Origin of the sequence: Actinoplanes sp. NPDC023714, from assembly GCF_040639855.1 — a bacterium.
Lineage (GTDB): Bacteria > Actinomycetota > Actinomycetes > Mycobacteriales > Micromonosporaceae > Actinoplanes.
Genome location: NZ_JBFAAR010000002.1, coordinates 683,457 through 702,265 on the forward strand (window position 1 = coordinate 683,457; position 18,809 = coordinate 702,265).

An 18,809-nucleotide genomic window follows, 5' to 3' on the forward strand; every position below is an offset into this window, starting at 1 on the left:
CCCGACTACCCGCCGCAGCGCCCCCTCACTCGAAACGGATCTCATTACCGCCACACCTCCTGCCGCCGCTTCCCGGCGCGCCGGTCGGATCGGCGTTCAGGGGGTGACGAGGCCGGTCCGGTACGCGACGATCACCAGCTGGACACGATCGCGGGCGGCGAGCTTGGTCATCAGCCGGCCGACGTAGCTCTTCACGGTGGGCGTCGTGATGTGCATCCGTTCGGCGATCTCGGCGTTGGTGGCACCCTGCCCGATCAGGGTCAGCACCTGACGCTCGCGCCCGGTGAGGCCGTTCAGCGAGACCGGGCCGGCCACCCCTGGCGAGGGATGCTCGACGACCATCGCGATGAGGCGCCGGGTCACGCTCGGGGCGATCAGCGCATCCCCGGTCGCCACCACCCGAATCGCGGTGACGATCTCATCGAGCGCCATGTCCTTGACCAGGAAACCGGATGCTCCGGCGCGCAGCGCCCCGTACACGTATTCATCGTCGTCGAATGTCGTCAGCACCACGACGTGGGGAGCGCCGGGTTCGGCGGTGATGCGGCGGGTGGCCTCGATGCCGTCGAGGCCGGGCATGCGGATGTCCATCAGCACCACGTCGGGCCTCAGCTCACGGCTCAGCCGTACCGCGTCGGCGCCGGTCTGCGCCTGACCGGCCACCTCGATGTCGTCGGCGTCGGCGAGGACCATCTGCAGGGCGCTGCGGATCAATGCGTGGTCGTCGGCGAGCAGCACCCGTACGGTCGTCATGTCCCGACCGGCAGCCGCGCCGCGACCTGGAAGCCGCCGCCGCGCCGTGCGCCCGCGGAGATCGTGCCGTCGACCAGGGCGACCCGCTCGCGGAGGCCGGTCAGGCCGAAGCCGCCGGTGGCCGGGTCGCCGCCGCGACCGTCGTCGGTCACCTCGATGGCCAGTTCGCCGGGGCCGTAGTCGACCGAGATCCGGCAGGTCTCGGCGTCCGCGTGGCGCAGCACGTTGGTGAGCGACTCCTGGATGATCCGGTACGCGGAGAGCTCGACGTCAGCGGCGAGGGCCCGCCGCTCGCCGCTGACGGTCAGGTCGACCGCCACGCCTGCGGCCGTCGTGGCCGCGACGAGCTGGTCCAGGTCGGCCAGCCCGGGCGCGGGCCGCAGCGGTGCTCGCTCGGCGTGCCGGAGCCCGCCGAGCATGCGGCGCAGCCCGGCGAGGGTGTCGCGGCTGGTGGCCTCGATGGCCCGCATCGCTTCGCGGGCCCGTTCCGGCTGGGTGTCCATGACCCGGGCCGCAGCCCCGGCCTGCAGCGCGATGACGCCGACGCTGTGCGCGACGTGGTCGTGCAACTCCCGGGAGATCCGCAACCGTTCGGCCATCACGGCCTGTGCGGCGGCCTGCTCGCGCAGCCGCCGGGCGTATTCCCGGCCTTGCCGGATCGAGTAGCTGAGCAGGCCGGCGACCAGGGCGGGCAACACCACGTACGCCAGCCAGACGGTCTCGTCGACGGCGACACCGATGTCGTCGCCCGGGAAGGGCTGCCGGAAGACCACCCGCAACAGGGCGGCGACCGGCAGGGCGGTGAGCACCGGGAGAAGGGCGGCGCTCCACGCCCGGGGCTGCCGGGTGAGGACGACACGGGCGAGCACCAGATCGGCGGCGAGGAGGAGCAGGCCCAGCATCTGATCCGGGTGGGCGGCGAGACCCGGCGGACCCACGGCGAGGACGAAGGCGATGGCGGAGACGACCAGCAGGTACAACGCTGTCAGGGGACGGCGGCGCACCTGGGTGCTCGCGCCGAGCCCGGTCACGGCCGCGGCGGCGGCGACGGCCCAGCACCAGGCCGGCCGCGGGGCCAGCACGGACGGCAGGCCGGGCAGGCCGGAGTAGCCGCGCAACGCCCAGAACACGGCGATCGACCAGAGCAGCGCCACCCCGCCGCCCGGCGGCAGACGGCGCGGCGGGACAGGCATGCGGCGAGCCTAGCGGCGCGGCCACGGCGAGGACATCCGACCACGGGCGTACGACCACGGTCGGCATCCGCCGACAGCCTGTGGTCCGATGACGGGCCTGGCCGCAACCGGAACAGTGACCGGAATGATTCACGTCGACCAGCTGACCAAACGGTATGGGCCCACCACCGCGGTGGCCGGGCTGTCGTTCACCGCCCGGCCCGGCCGGGTCACCGGGTTCCTCGGCCCGAACGGCGCCGGCAAGACGACCACGCTGCGGGTGCTCCTCGGTCTCGACGCCGCGTCCAGCGGCACCGCCACGATCGGTGGAGTGCCGTTCCGCTCGCACCGGCGCGGTCTGCGGCACGCCGGGGCGCTGCTCGACCCCCAGCAGGCGCATCCCGGCCTGACCGCCGCGGTGCATCTGGCGGCGCTGGCCCGCAGCAACGACCTGCCGAGCAGGCGGGTCGACGACGTGCTCGCCGAGGTCGGCCTCACCCCGGTGGCGCACCGGCGCGTCGGCACCTACTCCCTGGGCATGCGGCAGCGGCTCGGCGTGGCCACCGCCCTGCTCGGTGACCCACCGGTGCTCGTCTTCGACGAGCCGGTGAACGGGATGGACCCCGAGGGAGTCCGGTGGGCGCGCGGGCTGTTCCGCCGGCTCGCCGGCGAGGGCCGCACCGTGTTCCTCTCCAGCCACCTGATCGGTGAGATGGCGGCGACCGCCGACGACGTCGTCGTGGTCGGCCGGGGCCGGCTGCTCGCCGCGGGGCCGGTCGCCGAGCTGACCGGTTCCGGCCGCTCGCTGGAGGACGTGTTCCTGCGATTGACCTCCGCCAGCGTCGACTACCGGGCCGGGGGTGCGTGATGCGCGACGTGATCGCGGCCGAATGGCTCAAGGTGCGCTCGTTGCGCTCCACCCGGTGGACCGTGGGCGGAACCGCGCTGATGGTGGCGGGCTCGTCGGCGGTGGACGCGTCCACGAACCCGCCGGGGAGCCGGTTCGAGCTCGGCGACGCCTTCCCGCTGGCCGGCTTCCTGGTGTTGATCGTGGTGACGACGGGCTCCGGCTCCTCGACGATGCTCGGCGAGTACAGCAGCGGCCTGATCCGGGCCACGTCGGTCGCCGTGCCGGCCCGCACGGACGTGCTTCTGGCCAAGGCGACCGTGATCGCCGCCCTCTGGACGATCGCCGGGACGGTCGTCGCCGGAAGCTCGTTCACCATCGCCGGTCTCATCCTCGGCGATCTGACGCTCAGCCGGCCCGGAACGGGTGCCGCCCTGCTCGCGGCGATCCTGATCGGACCGGTGTGCGCGCTGATCGGCCTCGGTCTCGCGGTGCTCGTGCGCCATGCCGGCGCCGTGTACGTCACCGGGATCATGCTGCTGATCCTGGCCCCGCAGCTGTTCAGCACCCGCCAGGAACTACCGCGGGCGATCAACCACGCGATGCCGCTCCCGGCGTGGCAGCGGCTGACGCAGGCGTTCGGGACACCGGAAGCGGTCGGCGACCTCTATCCCGCTGCCCCGCACGCCTGGCTCACGTACGTGCTGTGGCCGCTGACCCTCCTCGTCGCCGCCGTGCTGGTGCACCGGCGTCGCGACGTGTGACGAAAGGCGTCCGATTATCGGATTACCGGTAATGGCAATCCTATAATTGGCCCGCCGGAGGTGTTAAATAATGACCGTTATCCTTCAGGTAGGATCGCGGGCGTGACAGCAGAAGGACACGGCACCGAGCTCGTCGCCGCCGAGCCGGACGCACTGCCGGCGATCGTCGCCCCGGCGCCGACCCGGCTCGCGGAGCTGACCACCATGTGGCTCAGCCGGCAACGCTCGGCGCACACCCGGACCGCGTACCGGCGGGACCTGTGGCAGTGGGGTGACTGGTGCGCGGCCACCGGCCGCAACCCGCTGACCGCCCGGGCCGCCGACCTCGACGCGTGGATCGTGGAGCAGCGGGCCACCGGCGCGCGCGGCAGACCCGCCGCCGAGTCCACGATCGCCCGCCGGCTGTCCGCCGTGGCGTCCTGGTACGACTACCTGGTCGTCAACACCGCCGCCGACCCGGAACCGCTGATCCGGCACAACCCGGCGCAGGCCGCGGCCCGGCCCCGCATCGACCCGGACGACAGCAGCACCGTCGGCCTGGCCCGGACCGAGGCCGACCGGCTGCTCGCCGAGGCCCGCGCCGACTCGCTGACCAGCCACGCCCTGATCCTGCTGCTGCTCGTCGCCGGCCTGCGCGTCGGCTCGGCGATCGGCGCCCGGATCGAGGACCTCGGCAACGACCGCGGCCACCGGGTGCTCAACCTGACCGTGAAGGGCGGACGCCGCCGCCGGGTCCCGCTGCCACCGGTGCTGGCACACGCCCTCGACGAGATGCTGGCCGAGCGCGGCCACCCGGCCCAGGGGCCGCTCTTCCTCACCCCGTCCGGCCTGCCGGTCTACGAGCTGTCGGTGCACCGGCTGATCCGCCGGCTGGCCCGGCGCGCCGGTCTGGCGTCGGCGAGCGTGCTGAGCCCGCACTCGCTGCGGCACACCGCGATCACCGAGATGCTCGACGCCACCGGCGGCGACCTGCGCCGGGCCCAGGACTTCGCCGGGCACGCCGACCCGCGCACCACCCGCCGCTACGACCGGCGCCGCGACCAGCTCGACAACCACGGCGCCTACCTGCTCGCCGGCCGCTTCGGCGACACCGCGGCCGACGACTGACCGGTTCTGTCAGAACGATTCTCCGGGGGTTTTCCATGACGGGTTCCCGCGACTCGATCGCCGCGGCCTTCGACCGGCGGGCCACCACCTACGACCGCAACGACTGGCACGTGCGGTACGCCGAACGGCTCGTCGCGCTCGCCGCCCCGGACCCCGGCATGCGCATCCTGGACGCGGCGACCGGAACCGGCCTCGCCGCGATCGCCGCCGCCCGCGCCACCGGCCCCACCGGTCACGTGCTCGGCGTCGACATCTCCGTGGGCATGCTCACTCGGGCCCGCCACGCGGTCACGGCGTCGGGTCTGACCACCGTCGACCTCCTGGAGGCCGACGCCACGGCCCTGCCGCACCTCCCCGGCGGCTCGTTCGACCTGATCCTCTGCTCCGCGGGTCTGCTCTACCTGCGCGTCCAGGCCGCCCTGCGCGAGTGGCACCGGCTGCTGAAGCCCGGCGGCCTGGTCGGCTTCTCCACCATGAGGGAGGGATTCCCGGCCGCGGCCGGGCTCTTCCGCGACCTGGCCGGCCGCTACGGCCTGGCCCTCACCGATCCCGCCGCCCCGCTCGGCACGCCGGCCCGGTGCGACCGGGAGCTCCGCGACGCCGGGTTCGTCCCCGCCGGCACCGTCACCGAGACCATCCGGTTCTCCCGCACCGACCTCACGGACGCCTGGCGGGCACACACCCAGGGTCCGCACCACGACGCCGTCGCCGCGCTCGGACCCGAGCGCACGGAGAAGTTCCGCGCCGAATACACGGGCGCCCTGGCCCGGTTGCTCAACTCCGACGAGGACCGCGTCCTCGACTCAGAGGTGATCTACGCCTTCGGGCGCGCCGCCCGGCCCGAGGCACACGCTCCGTTGCCAGCCCAGCTCGCGGAAACTGAGCGTCCGGGCCACCCGGCGTGACGCCTCCTGGCGCGCCTGCCACTGCGGCAGCAGGCCGGCCCGCAACGCGTGGGCGGCGACGCGCGGCGGGCGGCGCCACGGAGGAATCGGTTCTGTCAGAACGATTCTCCTGGGATTTCGCCGGCGCCGGCAGACCCGAGATCCCGGGAACGCCGGCCCGTGGCCGGGTCAGTCGCGGGCCGGGAGAGCGCCGGTCGGCAGCTCGTCCGCGTACGCGCTGACGGCCCGGCCGTAGAGCGGCAGCGTCGCCGCCAGCGCCCGCAACGCCACCCGCAGCGCCTCCTCGGTGCGGCCGCTGTCGTGCAGGGCGAGCGCGAGGAACGCCCGGGCGGCGTCGCCGACGACGTCGTCCGGCTGCTGGGCGGACAGCAGCGCGACCGCCTCGTCCGGTCTGCCGATGTTGCGCAGTGAGCTGCCGAGCTGCACGATCGCCTGCTGGCGGCGGGGCGGGCGCAGACCCGCGTCCAGCGCCCGCCGGTACAGCGGGACCGCGTCGGCCTCCCGGCCCAGGAAGTCGTGCACGGACGCCCACTCGTACACCGCGTCCGGGTCGTCGCGGCCGGCGACGAGGTCCTGCATCGCTTGCAGTGTCGCCGCCGAGTCGCTGTCGTCCGCGGTCCGCCAGAACTCCGCGATCCGCTGCTCCCATGACGCATCCACGCCGGCAAGCCTGCCACAGCCGGCGCCGCCGACAACGAGCGCCGGGAGCCGCCCCGGGAAAAGCTCTGCCACCGAGAGCCGCCAGGCGCCTGACGAAGATCAGGCCACCAGCAGCCGCAGCCCCAGCTCGGCCGCGTCCAGTCCGGCCAGCTCCCGGTTCCGCTTCGCCCACCGGCCGGAGGCGAGATCCTCCCGCAGCCGCGCCACCGCCCGCCGCTCCGGCTCCGGCCCGACCCGGGTCCACACCGACACGGCCCGGCGCACGTGCTCGTCCAGATAGGCCTCGGGCCGCCGCCAGTACGCCTCGAAGAACCCGTCGGCGCAGTCCCACGGGATCAGCACCGGCTCGAGCCGCGCGCCGATCGCCGCGGCCAGCCGGTCCACCGAGGGGCGGCCGGCGACCAGGGCGGCGGTCTCCGGCAGATAGTCGCGGCTCAGCCAGAACCGGTGCCGCCAGCCGGCGTCGCTGGCGTCGTGGGTGAACACCACCACCCGGCGGGCCACCCGGCGCATCTCGCGCAACCCGGCGACCGGGTCCCGCCAGTGGTGCAGGGTGCTGAACGCCATCGCCGCGTCGAACGACCCGTCCTCGAACGGCAGGCTCTCCGCCCCGGCCGCCACGCACGGCGCCGCGCCGGGCCGGCGCAGGGCCCGCATCACCGCCGACGGCTCGACCGCGGTGACCTCCCTGTCGGCGGGCTCGTAGGAGCCGGTCCCGGCGCCGACGTTGAGCACCGTGCGGGCGTCGCCGAGCGCCTCCCGCACCCGGGCGGCGATCCGGGGCTCGGTCCGGCGGGTCGCGGGATACGCACAGCCGATCTCGTCGTACAGATGGGGTCCAAAAATGGTCAACTGCTCCTCCGGTGTCGTCATGATCCCCCGGGCGCGGGCGTGCAGCTCGGCGTCGATCGCGGTGACCATGGCGGCGGCGCGATCCCGCTGGTCGAGCAGCAGGCCGCGCAGCCGGTGCAGGTGGGCGAGCGCGTCGGTGGCGGGGTCGTCGACCAGGTCCGCGATCTCCCGCAGCCCGAAGCCGAGCCGCCGGTAGGCGAGCACCTCCCGCAGCCGTTCCACGTCGGCCGCCGCGTAGGCCCGGTGCCCGGCGGCGGTCCGTGTGGACGGCCGCACCAGTCCGATCTGGTCGTAGTGGTGCAGGGTGCGCACGCTCACCCCGGTCAGCCCGGCGACACGCCCCACGGTCAGGTGTTCTGCCACGCCGCCGATGATGGTCCCTGACGTCGCGTGAGGAGCAAGCCGTCGGCCGAGCCGTCCTTCGCTTCAGCCGAGCCGTCCTTCGCTTCAGCCGAGCCGTCCTTCGCTTCAGCCGAGCCGTCCGAGAACGATCGAGGCCACCACGAACAGCCCGGCCGCGATCAGGGTCCGCCACGACGGACGCCGGGCGTCACGGAGAAGGACCAGGCCCAGGGGTACGAGGGAAACGACCAGCCCGGTCACCTGAACGGCGGACGCCCAGGTGCTCCCCTTCAGGACGCCGATCATCAGCCCGGACATCAGGGCGAGGGCCACGGCCGGCAGCAACCGCAGCACCCCGGACAGGTAGCAGCCGGCCGCCAGCACCACCCAGCCCAGCATGATCGCCGCGGTGAGGCTGGACGTCACCCACTCCGCCCGGGTGTAGAAGGCGCCGACCGCCCGGGTCGCCTCGTCCACCCCGGCGCTGCCGGCCAGCGACACCGCGAACGTGCCGGCGCCGTGTTGCACGGCCCGCGCGAACAACCCGGTCAGCACGAGGGCACCACCCCACCGGCCCCAGCCCGGCCGGGTCTCCGCCACCCGGCCGGCGACCGCTATGACGCCGGGCCAGAGGGCGACGAGACCGGCGAGCCACAGCGCTGAGGCCGTACCCATGAGGGTGGGTTGTCGCTGGAAGGCGGCGAGCTGGTGCGGGAAGAAGAACGGGACGCCGAGCCGCAGAAGGGTGCCGGCCAGCAGCAACAGCGGGCCGGTGATCAGCGACAGGCCGGCCAGCCACGGGCCGGGAAAAGGGGAGGTCATGCCGGACGACTCTGCCGGTGTGCCGGGGTGGAGCGCATCCGGCCACGGGATGGTTCGCCTGCGCCCGCAGGATGTCCGACCTGGGTCGCAGTCTGTGCCCGCCGGTTGTCGGGCCGGGGTCGCATGCCGTGCCTGCCGGACGTCGGGCCGGGGTCGCTTCTCCGCCCGCGGGATGTCCGACCTGGGTCCGATGGCAACGGCCGCGCGGCTGGGTAGCCTGGCCGCGTGATGACGACGCGGGGGCGGTTCATCGATGCGGCTGCGGCCGTGGCGGTGCTGATGACTTGCGGCTTCGCCGTCCAGGAGGCGGGGCGCTCGTCCTGGTGGCAGTGGGTGGCGGTGGGCGCCGCCGCCGCCCCGGTCGCGGTGCGCCGCCGATGGCCGCTGCCCGCCGCGCTGATCACCCTGGTCGCGTCCGGGCTGGTGCTGGCGGCCGGGGTGATCCCACCGCATGCGGCTCCGGGGCTGGTCGCCGCCGTGGCGCTGACGCAGTACCCGGTGGCCGTGATGCTGCCGGCGTCCCGCTCGGTGCCGGAGTTCGCCGCCGCGCTGGCCGGGGCCGCCCTGCTCGGCCTGCGATGGCCGCCCGCGCCGCTGCTGGCCGGCTCGGTGATCGCGGCCGCGTGGCTGGCCGGCCGGCGGGCCCGCCAGCGACGGCGGCACGCCGAACGGGTCGCCACGGAGCGCACCACCCGCGCCGTCACCGAGGAACGGCTGCGCATCGCCCGCGACGTGCACGACACCGTCGCTCACAGCCTCAGCATGATCGCGATGAAGGCGAGCGTGGCCCGGCATGTCGCCGCGGTCCGTCCCGAGGAGAGCATGGCGGCCCTGGAGGTGATCGAGACATCCAGCCGCGAGGCGCTGCTCGAGATGCGCCGGACGGTGGGCCTGCTGCGCGCCGGCCCCGACCCCGCCGTGCCCGCCGCATCCGCCGTGCCTGCCGCCGCGGCGGCGGATCGCGCAGGGCCGGCCGGTCTTGCCGTGGCCGTCAGTCCATCCACGTCGCCCGGCCTTCCCCCGGCGCCCGACGCGCCCGCGCCGCCCGACCCGACCGCGCCACCCGACCCTCCCGCGCGGCTCGACCCTCCCGCAGCGGCCGACCCGGCTGCGCCACCCGACCCTCCCGCGGCGGCCGGCCCCGCCGTGCCGGGCGATCCGGCTGTCGCGGCCGGTCAGGATCCGGCGGCAGCGGTCGGTGACCGGGAGCTGCGGGCGTTGATCCGCCGTACCGCGCAGGCCGCCGGTCTCCGCATGCACACGGATTTCGCCGGGGACCGGTCGCCGCCACCCGACGTGGGGCGCGTGGTCTACCGCGTGGTCCAGGAGGCGCTGACCAACGTGGTCCGGCACGCGCACGCCCGCGACTGCACGGTCACCGTCCACGCGGGCCCCGACGCGGTCACGGTCAGCGTGATCGACTCGGGACCGGGCGGCGCACCCTCGGATGAGCTCGCGGATTCCGGAGGCGAAGCGCCCTCCGACGGGACCGCGGCGCCCGGCGTGATCGCGCGTGCTGGAAGCGGCCCGCCCTCCGGCGTGACGGCGCGCACCGGCGTGACCGCGGACGGGATGGCGCGCGCCGGCGGGATGGCGGATGACGACGGGATGGCGCGCGCCGGCGGGATGGCGGATGACGGGAACGGCGGGCACGGGCTGCGGGGCATGCGGGAACGGGTCGTCGCGCGCGGCGGCACTCTGCGGACCGGCCCGCAGCCGGGCGGCGGCTTCGCGGTGACCGCCCGGATCCCCTACCGCATGCCGGCCTCCGGCCGCGACGCTCGCGGCCCGGCCGGCCGCGGGGACGACCCGGATGCCGGAGCGTGACGCCGTGACCGAGCCGATCCGAAGCGAACCTCCCCGGGCCGAACCTCCCCGGGCCGAGCCGATTCGGGCCGAGCCGATCCGGGCCGAGCCGATCCGGGTGCTCATCGCCGACGATCAGGCGCTGCTGCGGGACAGCTTCCGGGTGCTGCTCGACAGCACGCCCGGCTTCGCCGTGGTCGGGGAGGCCGGCACCGGCCGTGACACGGTACGCCTGGCCCTGGCCGAGCGCCCCGACGTGGTGCTGATGGACGTCAGCATGCCCGACCTGACCGGCATCGACGCCACCGAGCTGATCTGCCGCGAGACCGGTGACGTGCGGGTGCTCATCCTGACCACGTTCGACCTGGACGAATACGTGTACGGCGCCCTCCGCGCCGGCGCCAGCGGCTTCCTGCTCAAGGACGCCACGGCCGCCGACCTGGTCGCCGCCATCCGCGTGGTCGCCGCCGGCGAGGCGTTGCTGGCGCCCAGCGTCACCCGCCGGTTGATCGCCGCGTTCGGCGCCCAGCCCCGGCCGTCGCGCGCCTTCCACCGCCGGCTGGCCGGCCTCACCGGCCGGGAACGCGAGATCCTTACCCTGATCGCCCGCGGCCTGTCCAACGCCGACATCGCCGCGCACCTGACCCTGAGCCAGGCCACCGTCAAATCCCACGTCGGACGGCTGCTCACCAAACTGAACGCCCGCGACCGCGCCCAGTTGGTCGTCGTCGCCTACGAGACCGGCCTGGTCACGGCGGCCCCGGAATGAGCGGAGCTCGCCGCCGAACGCCCGACCGGAGCGTGGGTCACGATCAAGCGGGGGAGGTTCCCGTCGGAGCCGGGGAGTGGGCCTCACTCGGCCTTCCGCGAAACCTGGAGCCGGAGCGTGGGCCGCACAGGGCCGGGGACCCTCCCGCCGGACCTCGGGCCGGACCTGGAGCCGGAGCTCGGGCCGGAGAGTGGGCCGCGCACGACCGGGACCTTCCCGCCGGAGCCCGAAAAAGTCTCAGCCGGGGACGGTCTCAACCGGGGGTCTCCCGCAAGTCCGGCTCCCGGGCCGGTGGCTGACCGGCCGGCCGGGCCTCGCGGCGCATGGTGACCCGCGGCCACCGGTCCAGGCCGTGCGCCGCCTCCCGGGCCCGGATCTCGCGCAGGGCCGGCGTCAGTTCCGCGTCGGGGAGCACCAGGAAGCCGAGCCGCGCGTAGTAGGGCGCGTTCCACGGCACCGCGGCGAACGTCGTCAGGGTGAGCACCCCGGGCAGCGCGTCGATCAGCAGCCGGCCCACGCCGCGGCGCCCGAACCGCGGGTCGACGGACACCTGCTCGATGTGCAGGTGGTCGTCCACGACGTCGGCGATCAGGTAGCCGGCGGCGATGTCGGTGGCGTCGGCGGCGACCCAGGCCCGGCCGGCGTCCACGTACCCGCCCAGCACGGCGGCCGGGGGCGGCGGGTCGTCGGCGATCGCCGTCATCCCGGCGTCGCGGAACAGTGTGCCGGCCGCCCGCTCGATCGCCTGCAGGGCGGGCAGCTCAGACCATCGTGCCTCCCGGATGCGCATCCGGCCATTCTCGCGGGTGCGCCCACGCGCACGCCTCCGACCGGCTGGACACCTCCAATTTCTCCAGGATGTTGTGGACGTGGTTCTTCGCGGTCGCCACCGTGATCGACAGCAGGTGGGCGATCTCCCGGTTCGACAGGCCCTCGGTGAGCAGGCCGAGGACCTCCTGCTCGCGGGGGGTGAGCCGGCCGCCGATCCGGTCCTCGCGGGCCGCGGCGGCGAGGACGCCGACCCGGCGGATCAGGGCGCCGGCGACGCGGGGCGGGCAGAGCAGCTCGTCGCGGGCCACGCTGACGATGGTGGCCGCCAGGTCGGCGAGGGAGGCGGTCGTGGTGACGTACCCCATCGCCCCGGACTCGGCGCAGGCGACGATGTCGGCCTCGCTCTCGCCCACGCCGACCACCACGACCCGGGGCCCGCCGCGGATGGCGGCGCAGGCCTGCGCCAGGTTGGCGGTGTCGACGAGCAGGGTGGCGGTGTGGCAGTGCAGGGCGTCGGGGTCGAGGTGGCGGCAACTCGCGGCGGTGGCGACCACCCGGATGCCGTGGTGCTCGTGCAGGGCCTGGGCGAGCGCCTCCCGGTAGACCGCGATCTCGGCGACGATGAAGGTATCGATCATGGCAGGCCGTCCATGTGAAGAAACCTGCCGTGCCGTACCGGTTCCCGGCCAGCGCGCGAGCGGCGGAAACACGCCTCGGCCGATCGGCGGACCGAGGTGACCGCAGGCCCGGTCCACCGCCAATTGCACCCAGCGTATCCATTCACATTCGGAGGGTAGTCGCCAGAGACTCGGTCAGGGAAAGTCCGACAAGGGGAGACCTCTCATGACCAGTACCCAGTCGCCGCGCCGCGCCCCGCAACGCACCGGCGCGAGCACCCGCACCACCCCCCAGCAGCAGCAGCAGCAGCAGTCGGCCCCGCCGCTGCTGCCGGTGACCGAGGTGGACGCCGAGCTCGTACCCCGGTTCCTCAACCTGCTCATCCCCGCCGTCACCTCGATCGCCTCCACGGTGCTGCCCAAGGTCGCACCCCAGATCGGCGGCGCCATCGGCGGGCTGTTCGGCCAGGGCGGCGCCCAGGTCGGCACCGGCATCGGCAACGCCATCAGCGGCATCTTCGGCGGCCGCGACGCCGCCCTCGACGCCGCCCTGGTCCAGGAGCAGATGAACCGGGCCGTCGACGAGCAGCAGCTCATGCAGGTCGTCACCCGGCTCACCCAGCAGTGCACCCCGGCGCTGATCAGCGCCCTGCAGCAGACCGTGCAGGACCGGTCCAGCCGCGGCGAGACCGGCGACGTCGACGACGAGACGATGGAACGCAGCTGGGGTTTCCTCAGCTCGGTCATCGCCGACGCCGTCACCACCTTCGCCCCCGAGGCGATCAAACTGGCCACCAAGGCGCTCGGCAGCGTCGTCGGCAGCCGCGACGTCGACGAGTACGCCCCGCTGCTGATCGACACCGAGGTCACCCAGCGGTTCGTGCTACCGTCGCTGTCGGCCGTCCTCGGCGGCGTCCAGCAGGTGCTGCCGCAGCTGTTCACCCTGGTCACCAGCAAGCGCGACGTGCCCCGCGACACCGGCATCTCCTGGCAGGACCTGGAGGCCACCCGCCGGCTCTGGGACGGCGACAACATCACCGTGCTCGGCATGTCCCCGCTGGACACCCCGGACGAGACCGAGCTGGTGCTCGAGCTCGCCCCGCACAAGACCTGGTGGAAGGGCCTGCAGGTGCAGGACGACAACGGCTCCTTCATCACCGAGATCGGCGTGCAGGACCGCACCAAGGTCGCCACCACCCGGATCCGCTCCCAGCAGCTGCTGCAGCCCGGCGGCTACCTGGTCTTCATGAAGGCCAAGGCGTTCGGCATCCACACCGGCATGTACCGCCTCGCCACCGGCGGCCTGACCGGCCAGCTCAAGGGCCAGCGCGTCCACTTCTACTGGTACGCGGACTGATGTCCACGCTGCGCTGGGGGTCCTCCGGCGACGAGGTGGCGAAGCTGCAGGAGACCCTCCAACATCTCGGCTACTACACCGGCCGGGTCGACGGCCAGTTCGGGGCGCTCACCCGCGGCGCCGTGATGGCGTTCCAGCGGGCCATGGGCCTGGTCGCCGACGGCATCGTCGGCCCCCGCACCTGGGAGGCCCTCGCCGGCGAACCGGCCACCGGCGACCCGGGCGGGCAGCCCGGCACCACCGGCGGCACCCCGCCCAACGGCAACCCGGCCGGCTCGCCGGCCGCGCTCTCGCTGCACATCGGCCTCAACGCCGTCGACCCGGCACGCTACGGCGGCTGGAACGGCGCGCTGTCCGGCTGCGAGAACGACGCGAGGACGATGGAGGCGATCGCCGCCGCCGAGGGGTTCACCACCCGGCGGCTGTTCACCCGCGACGCCACCACCGCCGGCGTGCAGGCCGCCATCGCCGACGCGGCCCGCCAGCTGCGCGCCGGCGGCTTCTTCCTGATCACCTACGCCGGGCACGGCGGCCAGGTGCCCAACACCGGCGCCGACCCCGAGGACGACCAGCAGGACGAGACCTGGGTGCTGTTCGACAGGCAGTTCCTCGACGACGAGATCGAACAGGCCCTCGCCGGCTTCGCCCCCGGCGTCAGCATCGTGATGCTCTCCGACTCCTGCCACAGCGGCACCGTCAACCGGGACATGCAGGACCCGGTGCAGCGCGACGTCGCCGAGCTCAAACGCTCCTTCTACACCGACCTGGCGGTGCCCCGGCCCGGCCCCGGCGACGACGTCACCCTCTCCTTCCCCCGCCCCGCCGTCGCCGTCATGGAGCTGCGGGAACGCTCCGCCCGCCGGCAGCGCGGCGGATCCCGGCCGGTGCCCCGGTTCCCCGGCCAGCAGCCGCAGGGCACCGTCGCGGTGCTGGACCGGCCCGACGACACCACCTTCGGCGTCACCACCAGGGAGATGCCGTTCGACATCAACCTGATGGCCAACGACCTGCAGTCCGAGGAACTCGCCGACGCCAAGGCCGAGACCCGCGCGGCCGGCACCGCGGTGCGCGGCAACGGGCTGCTCATCTCCGGCTGCCAGGACTCGCAGCTGTCCCAGGAGACCGGCGGGCACGGCGTGTTCACCACCGCGCTCGACCGGGTCTGGGACCGGGGCGCCTTCACCGGCACCTACACCACGTTCCACAAGGCGATCCTGGCCCGGATGGGTCCGACCCAGACACCGAACCTGCAGTTCTTCGGCGCCGACCCGCAGCGGCTCGCCGACCGCACCCCCTTCGACATCTGATCAGTCGCGGGCGTGGCGCACCGGTCACGGGGCGTCGCGCCCGTGCCCCGCTGTGCCAGGATCGGGCGGGTGACGATCGCATCGACCTACGCCGAGTTCTCCGCCCGGGAGGCCCGGGGCGTCTCGCCCACCTACGAGCGTCTCGCCCTGGCGATCTCCGACGACCCGCAGATCATGGAGTTGCTGGCCACCGTCCCGGCGCCGAAACGCCAGCCGAACCTGCTGCTCGGCGTGGTCCGGCTGCTCGGCGGCCCGGTACACGACCCGGGCGCGTTCCACGAGTTCACCGTCACGAACTGGGCGGCCATCGAGCAGAACCTGCTCACCCGGATCACCCAGACCAACGAGGCCGGCCGCTGCGCCGTGCTGCTGCCGCTGCTCAGCAGCCTGCCGCAGCCCCTCGCGCTGCTGGAGGTGGGCGCCTCCGCCGGCCTCGGGCTGTACCCGGACCGCTACACCTACCAGTACGGCGACCACCGCCTCGGCGGCACCGGACCCGTCCTGACCTGCGACCTCACCGGCATCGACCCGCCCGCCACCACCCCCGGCATCGTCTGGCGGGCCGGCCTCGACCTGAACCCGCTCGACGTCGCCGACGACGCCGACGTGGCCTGGCTCGAGGCGCTGATCTGGCCCGAGCACCACCACCGCCGCGACCGCCTGCAGAAGGCCGCCGCCGTCGCCGCCGCCGACCCGCCCACGGTCATCCAGGGTGATCTCGTCGACGACCTGCTCGGCCTCGCCCGGCAGGCCCCGGCCGGCGCCACCCTGGTCGTCTTCCACACCTCGGTGCTCTACCAGGTCCCGCCCGCACGCCGGGCCGCCTTCACCGCCCTGGTCGCCACCCTGCCCGGCCACTGGATCTCGGTGGAGGCCCCGGACGTCCTCGACCTCGGCCCGCTGCCACCCGCGCCCGACGACACCCTGCACAACGTCGTCGCCCTCGACGGCGTCCCGAAGGCGTGGGCCCGCGGCCACGGCCAGGCGATGTCCTGGTTCGCATGAATCAACACCATCTTCTGTACGCCGAAGCGCACGTGGCGGCGACCGTCCTCAGCGAACTGCGGCCACCCCACTGGCGACGCCCCACCGGCCGCACCCGCCTGACCGAACTCGGCCTGCGCCCCCTCACCCTCGGCTGACCCACGTGGCGTGGACCGCGCTGCCCCGGTCGCCGGGTCCAGGCGCGCGCGACCGCCTGGACCCGGGCGAGGCGTGCTCAGCGGCCGAGCCAGTCCAGACCGTCGGGGCGGATCTGCAGCTGCTCGGCGATCCGGGTGGCGTCGTCGAGGGTCAGGCCGGTGCCGGTCAGCGTCAGGAGCCGGCCCCCGCCGAGGTCGACGACCAGGTAGAGCAGACCCTTCCCGGCCTCGTCGGTGCGCTGGGGCTGCCGCGCCGGGCGCCCGGCCACGGTGAGCTGCCGGCCGCCGTCCGGGGCGTCGGTGGACTCGCCGACCGTGACCGTCACCTCGCCGGCGCCCACGCGGGCCTTCTCCTTGCCGGCAGCGGGATCGGTGGCGGCGGGATCGGTGACGCCGGGATCGGTGACGGTGACGGCGGGCGTCTTGACCGCGGTGACCGCCGTCCGCCAGCGCTGCGCCGACGGGCCGCTCACCTCCAGGCTCGTCGGCGTCCAGCCGTCGGGCAGCCAGTTCAGGGTCAGCGGGGACGAGGACACCCCGGACTCCGGGCGCACCGAACGGGCCATCCGCAGCAGGTCGGCCTTCGCGATGTCCAGGTGCGAGGCGGCGAGCGTCAGGACGGTGTGCTCGCCGATCACCCAGTTCACCGACGACTTGCTGTCGCCCTGCGCCGGCGTGTACCACCCGTCGTGGCCGCCGACGTCGACCCGCTGCCCGCTGCGGTCCATGCTCGCGGCCGGGTCGTCGACGGCGGTCCGCACATAGAGCGAGAGTGCGGTCCCGCCCCACGGATCCCCGCTGCCGACGCCGGTCTTCCACACCCGCATCAGCGTCGGCCCGAACGCGTCCTGCTCGATCCAGGCCTGCCGCAGGTGCTCGGCGAACCCGTCCGGCACCCAGCCCGGCCGGTAGCCCAGCGGCAGCCCGCGGAACGGAGCGACGGTGGTGGGAGCCACGGACGGCAGAGCGGACGGCGACGGGGGCGCCGCGGCCGGCGGCAGCGGCGCCGGCGGGACCACGGCCGGGCCGGGCAGCACGAACACCGGCACCGCCACGATCGCGGCGGCGGCCAGCGCGGCGCCCGCGGCCGACGCCAGCGCCAGCCGGCGGGTGCGGCGGCGGCGCGCCGGGCGCAGGCCCGCCAGCACCCGGGACTCCGGTACGGCGCGGCCGGCCTGCTCCTGCTGCGCGGCCCGAATCAGATCCTCGATCATCACGGCTGGTCTCCCGTGGTCACTAGCGTCGCCGGCAGCGCGGTCTGCAACCGGGCTAGGGCACGCATCAGGTGGGTGCGGACGGTGACGGTGCGGCAGCCGAGGATCTCGGCGATCTCCTCGACGGCCAGGTCCTCGTAGAAGCGCAGCGCGATCACGGCCCGCTGCTTCGGCGGCAGCGTGGCGATCAGCCGCAGCATGGCGTCCCGCTCGTCGCGCTCGGCGATCACGTCCGGCCCGGCCGGCATCACCGCGGCCAGCACGTCACCGGAGAGCGGCACCGACTGCGCGGCCCGGCGCCGGCGCCAGGACAGGAACTCGTTGACCACCATGCGTTTCACGTAGTGCTCGGGGGCGTCGGCCCGGCTGATCCGCCCCCACCGGGACTGCGCCCGGACCAGGACGTTCTGCACGATGTCCTCGGCCAGATGCGGATCCCAGGTGACCACCGTGGCGTAGCGCACCAGGGCGCCGAGCCGGGCCGCTATGAACTCTTCGAACGTCACACTGATAGGACGCCTCCCGCGCCGCCGGACAATGACAACCGGGGCCGACAATTCTCATCGATGACCGTACGCTCGGTCGCCGTGAGATTCTTCGGCCGCCGCGCCCCCGACATCGCCGTCGACCGTGACCCGGCCCAGGACGACGCGGAGCTGCGGCAGGCCGTCGGCAAGGCCCGCGGCGGCGACTGGGGACCGGCCCGGGACCTGCTCGCCGCGTTCCGGCACGACTACGACCGCCGGGCCCGCGTCGTCGCCGTCCTCGCCGGCTCCACCGCCGCCGACGGCGACGCCGCCTGGCCCGACGTGTGGGCCGAAGTGGAGCCGGGCAACGCCGACGCGCTGCTGCTGCGTACCCGATCGTTGATCGCCCGGGACCGGTCGCTGCAGGTGGCGGTGCGGGTCAACGACGAGGCCGCGGTGCTCGCCCCGGACGACCCCACCCCGTGGGCGCAGCGCCTCATCCTGATGACCCTGCTCGGCGCCGACCGGGCCACCGCCGGCCGCGGCTGGGCCGAGCTGCTGGCCCGCGACCCCTGGCACCGGGAGGGGCACGGCTGCCGGCTCACGTACCTGGCCCGGACCGGCGCGCACGCCGAGATGCTCGCGTTCGCCGCCGAGACCGCGGCCACCGCCCCGGCCGGCTCGCCGCTGCGGGTGCTGCCGCTGGCCGCCGCGAGCGAGTGGGCGCTGTGGCAGACCCGGCACGGCGACGGCGCCGGGACGATGGCCCGGGCACTGCGGGTGATCCGGGAACAGCGCGACGACCCCCGGTTCCAGGGTGACGTGCGGGCCGCGTACACGGAATGGTTCGAAAAATCGGATCGGCGGCACGCGCTGTGGTTCGGTGACCTGAACCTGCTGGCCCAGGCGATGCACCGGGCCGGGCAGCATCAGCGGGCCGGGGCGGTGTTCGCGGCGATCGGGCCCTACTTCGACGAGGAGCCGTGGCGGTATGTCGGCGGGGAGGCGACCTTCCAGGACGCGCGGCGCAAGGCGTTGCGGTCCTGAGGGCGAGCAATGATCTTGGGCACTCCGGTCGTGGACTGTTGTGCCGGTGACCGCCGGGCCCGTAGGTTGTGGAGACCAAGCTGCGGTC

Annotated in this window: 19 protein-coding genes and 1 pseudogene; 11 read left to right on the plus strand and 9 right to left on the minus strand. The window is 74.3% G+C overall.

The window, feature by feature from the left end; translation table 11 throughout:
- Positions 1-96 precede the first annotated feature (96 nt).
- Positions 97-753, minus strand: coding sequence for a response regulator transcription factor (locus AB0G10_RS11105; protein WP_360918704.1), 657 nt, complete (start codon positions 751-753; stop codon positions 97-99).
- Positions 750-1,946 carry a sensor histidine kinase gene (locus tag AB0G10_RS11110; protein ID WP_360918706.1) on the minus strand — a complete coding sequence of 399 codons (1,197 nt, stop codon included), beginning with the start codon at positions 1,944-1,946 and terminating at the stop codon, positions 750-752. The genes AB0G10_RS11105 and AB0G10_RS11110 overlap by 4 nt, the downstream gene beginning before the upstream one ends.
- 124 nt (positions 1,947-2,070) lie before the next feature.
- Here AB0G10_RS11110 and AB0G10_RS11115 point away from each other — a divergent pair.
- From AB0G10_RS11115 to AB0G10_RS11130, 4 genes and pseudogenes are all read left to right on the plus strand, one after another.
- A pseudogene (locus AB0G10_RS11115) lies at positions 2,071-2,691 on the plus strand (ATP-binding cassette domain-containing protein); the annotation flags it as partial.
- A gap of 101 nt (positions 2,692-2,792) precedes the next feature.
- A complete protein-coding gene (locus AB0G10_RS11120) occupies positions 2,793-3,536 on the plus strand; it encodes a hypothetical protein (RefSeq protein ID WP_360918708.1) in 744 nt (247 codons plus the stop codon).
- A gap of 102 nt (positions 3,537-3,638) precedes the next feature.
- The gene (locus AB0G10_RS11125; RefSeq protein ID WP_360918710.1) at positions 3,639-4,643 is read left to right on the plus strand and encodes a tyrosine-type recombinase/integrase; all 1,005 of its coding nucleotides are present in this window, start codon (positions 3,639-3,641) and stop codon (positions 4,641-4,643) included.
- A gap of 35 nt (positions 4,644-4,678) precedes the next feature.
- On the plus strand, positions 4,679-5,548 hold the full coding sequence (locus AB0G10_RS11130) for a methyltransferase domain-containing protein (protein ID WP_360918711.1): 870 nt from the start codon (positions 4,679-4,681) through the stop codon (positions 5,546-5,548).
- Positions 5,549-5,716: 168 nt separating this feature from the next.
- Here the strand turns inward: AB0G10_RS11130 and AB0G10_RS11135 are convergent, their stop codons facing one another.
- The 3 genes from AB0G10_RS11135 to AB0G10_RS11145 all read right to left on the minus strand — a co-directional run bounded on the left by AB0G10_RS11135 (position 5,717) and on the right by AB0G10_RS11145 (position 8,224).
- Positions 5,717-6,208, minus strand: a complete 492-nt coding sequence (locus tag AB0G10_RS11135; protein WP_360918713.1) for a tetratricopeptide repeat protein — start codon at positions 6,206-6,208, stop codon at positions 5,717-5,719.
- A gap of 99 nt (positions 6,209-6,307) precedes the next feature.
- Positions 6,308-7,423 (minus strand): MerR family transcriptional regulator, encoded by a 1,116-nt coding sequence (locus AB0G10_RS11140; protein ID WP_360918715.1) that lies wholly within the window; start codon positions 7,421-7,423, stop codon positions 6,308-6,310.
- 105 nt (positions 7,424-7,528) lie between these two features.
- Positions 7,529-8,224, minus strand: a complete 696-nt coding sequence (locus AB0G10_RS11145; protein WP_360918717.1) for a hypothetical protein — start codon at positions 8,222-8,224, stop codon at positions 7,529-7,531.
- Between the two features lie 228 nt (positions 8,225-8,452).
- Between AB0G10_RS11145 and AB0G10_RS11150 the strand changes: the two genes are divergently transcribed.
- Together AB0G10_RS11150 and AB0G10_RS11155 are read left to right on the plus strand one after the other, a co-directional pair.
- Positions 8,453-10,051, plus strand: coding sequence for a histidine kinase (locus AB0G10_RS11150; RefSeq protein WP_360920691.1), 1,599 nt, complete (start codon positions 8,453-8,455; stop codon positions 10,049-10,051).
- A 76-nt stretch (positions 10,052-10,127) separates the two neighbouring features.
- Positions 10,128-10,799, plus strand: a complete 672-nt coding sequence (locus AB0G10_RS11155; protein ID WP_360920694.1) for a response regulator transcription factor — start codon at positions 10,128-10,130, stop codon at positions 10,797-10,799.
- A gap of 253 nt (positions 10,800-11,052) precedes the next feature.
- Here the strand turns inward: AB0G10_RS11155 and AB0G10_RS11160 are convergent, their stop codons facing one another.
- On the minus strand, positions 11,053-11,589 hold the full coding sequence (locus tag AB0G10_RS11160) for a GNAT family N-acetyltransferase (RefSeq protein ID WP_360918718.1): 537 nt from the start codon (positions 11,587-11,589) through the stop codon (positions 11,053-11,055).
- Positions 11,561-12,208 (minus strand): response regulator transcription factor, encoded by a 648-nt coding sequence (locus AB0G10_RS11165; protein WP_360918720.1) that lies wholly within the window; start codon positions 12,206-12,208, stop codon positions 11,561-11,563. Before AB0G10_RS11165 ends, AB0G10_RS11160 begins: the two co-directional genes overlap by 29 nt.
- Positions 12,209-12,413: 205 nt before the next feature.
- On the opposite strand from AB0G10_RS11165, the gene AB0G10_RS11170 reads away from it, so the two are divergent.
- The 4 genes from AB0G10_RS11170 to AB0G10_RS11185 are packed head-to-tail and all read left to right on the plus strand — an operon-like array spanning position 12,414 to position 15,993.
- Positions 12,414-13,544 (plus strand): hypothetical protein, encoded by a 1,131-nt coding sequence (locus AB0G10_RS11170; protein ID WP_360918722.1) that lies wholly within the window; start codon positions 12,414-12,416, stop codon positions 13,542-13,544.
- Positions 13,544-14,851: a peptidoglycan-binding protein gene (locus tag AB0G10_RS11175; protein WP_360918724.1), complete on the plus strand. Its 1,308-nt coding sequence runs from the start codon at positions 13,544-13,546 to the stop codon at positions 14,849-14,851. The genes AB0G10_RS11170 and AB0G10_RS11175 overlap by 1 nt, the downstream gene beginning before the upstream one ends.
- 60 nt (positions 14,852-14,911) lie before the next feature.
- On the plus strand, positions 14,912-15,856 hold the full coding sequence (locus tag AB0G10_RS11180; protein ID WP_360920697.1) for a DUF2332 domain-containing protein: 945 nt from the start codon (positions 14,912-14,914) through the stop codon (positions 15,854-15,856).
- Entirely contained in the window at positions 15,853-15,993 is a 141-nt protein-coding gene (locus AB0G10_RS11185) for a hypothetical protein (protein ID WP_360918725.1), read from the plus strand. Before AB0G10_RS11180 ends, AB0G10_RS11185 begins: the two co-directional genes overlap by 4 nt.
- Before the next feature lie 77 nt (positions 15,994-16,070).
- Here the strand turns inward: AB0G10_RS11185 and AB0G10_RS11190 are convergent, their stop codons facing one another.
- Positions 16,071-17,210 (minus strand): hypothetical protein, encoded by a 1,140-nt coding sequence (locus AB0G10_RS11190; RefSeq protein ID WP_360918727.1) that lies wholly within the window; start codon positions 17,208-17,210, stop codon positions 16,071-16,073.
- Positions 17,207-17,713 (minus strand): SigE family RNA polymerase sigma factor, encoded by a 507-nt coding sequence (locus AB0G10_RS11195; protein ID WP_360918729.1) that lies wholly within the window; start codon positions 17,711-17,713, stop codon positions 17,207-17,209. The genes AB0G10_RS11190 and AB0G10_RS11195 overlap by 4 nt, the downstream gene beginning before the upstream one ends.
- Before the next feature lie 60 nt (positions 17,714-17,773).
- On the opposite strand from AB0G10_RS11195, the gene AB0G10_RS11200 reads away from it, so the two are divergent.
- On the plus strand, positions 17,774-18,721 hold the full coding sequence (locus AB0G10_RS11200; RefSeq protein ID WP_360918730.1) for a DUF4034 domain-containing protein: 948 nt from the start codon (positions 17,774-17,776) through the stop codon (positions 18,719-18,721).
- Positions 18,722-18,809 lie beyond the last annotated feature (88 nt).

What these genes read in the sequence shown, in the direction of transcription:
- AB0G10_RS11105 (WP_360918704.1), bottom strand. Translation starts at nt 753, where the DNA reads ATGACGACCGTACGGGTGCTGCTCGCCGACGACCACGCATTGATCCGC.
- AB0G10_RS11130 (WP_360918711.1), top strand. Translation starts at nt 4,679, where the DNA reads ATGACGGGTTCCCGCGACTCGATCGCCGCGGCCTTCGACCGGCGGGCC.
- AB0G10_RS11145 (WP_360918717.1), bottom strand. Translation starts at nt 8,224, where the DNA reads ATGACCTCCCCTTTTCCCGGCCCGTGGCTGGCCGGCCTGTCGCTGATC.
- AB0G10_RS11165 (WP_360918720.1), bottom strand. Translation starts at nt 12,208, where the DNA reads ATGATCGATACCTTCATCGTCGCCGAGATCGCGGTCTACCGGGAGGCG.
- AB0G10_RS11200 (WP_360918730.1), top strand. Translation starts at nt 17,774, where the DNA reads ATGACCGTACGCTCGGTCGCCGTGAGATTCTTCGGCCGCCGCGCCCCC.
- AB0G10_RS11185 (WP_360918725.1), top strand. Translation starts at nt 15,853, where the DNA reads ATGAATCAACACCATCTTCTGTACGCCGAAGCGCACGTGGCGGCGACC.
- AB0G10_RS11160 (WP_360918718.1), bottom strand. Translation starts at nt 11,589, where the DNA reads ATGCGCATCCGGGAGGCACGATGGTCTGAGCTGCCCGCCCTGCAGGCG.
- AB0G10_RS11175 (WP_360918724.1), top strand. Translation starts at nt 13,544, where the DNA reads ATGTCCACGCTGCGCTGGGGGTCCTCCGGCGACGAGGTGGCGAAGCTG.
- AB0G10_RS11110 (WP_360918706.1), bottom strand. Translation starts at nt 1,946, where the DNA reads ATGCCTGTCCCGCCGCGCCGTCTGCCGCCGGGCGGCGGGGTGGCGCTG.
- AB0G10_RS11150 (WP_360920691.1), top strand. Translation starts at nt 8,453, where the DNA reads ATGACGACGCGGGGGCGGTTCATCGATGCGGCTGCGGCCGTGGCGGTG.
- AB0G10_RS11170 (WP_360918722.1), top strand. Translation starts at nt 12,414, where the DNA reads ATGACCAGTACCCAGTCGCCGCGCCGCGCCCCGCAACGCACCGGCGCG.
- AB0G10_RS11120 (WP_360918708.1), top strand. Translation starts at nt 2,793, where the DNA reads ATGCGCGACGTGATCGCGGCCGAATGGCTCAAGGTGCGCTCGTTGCGC.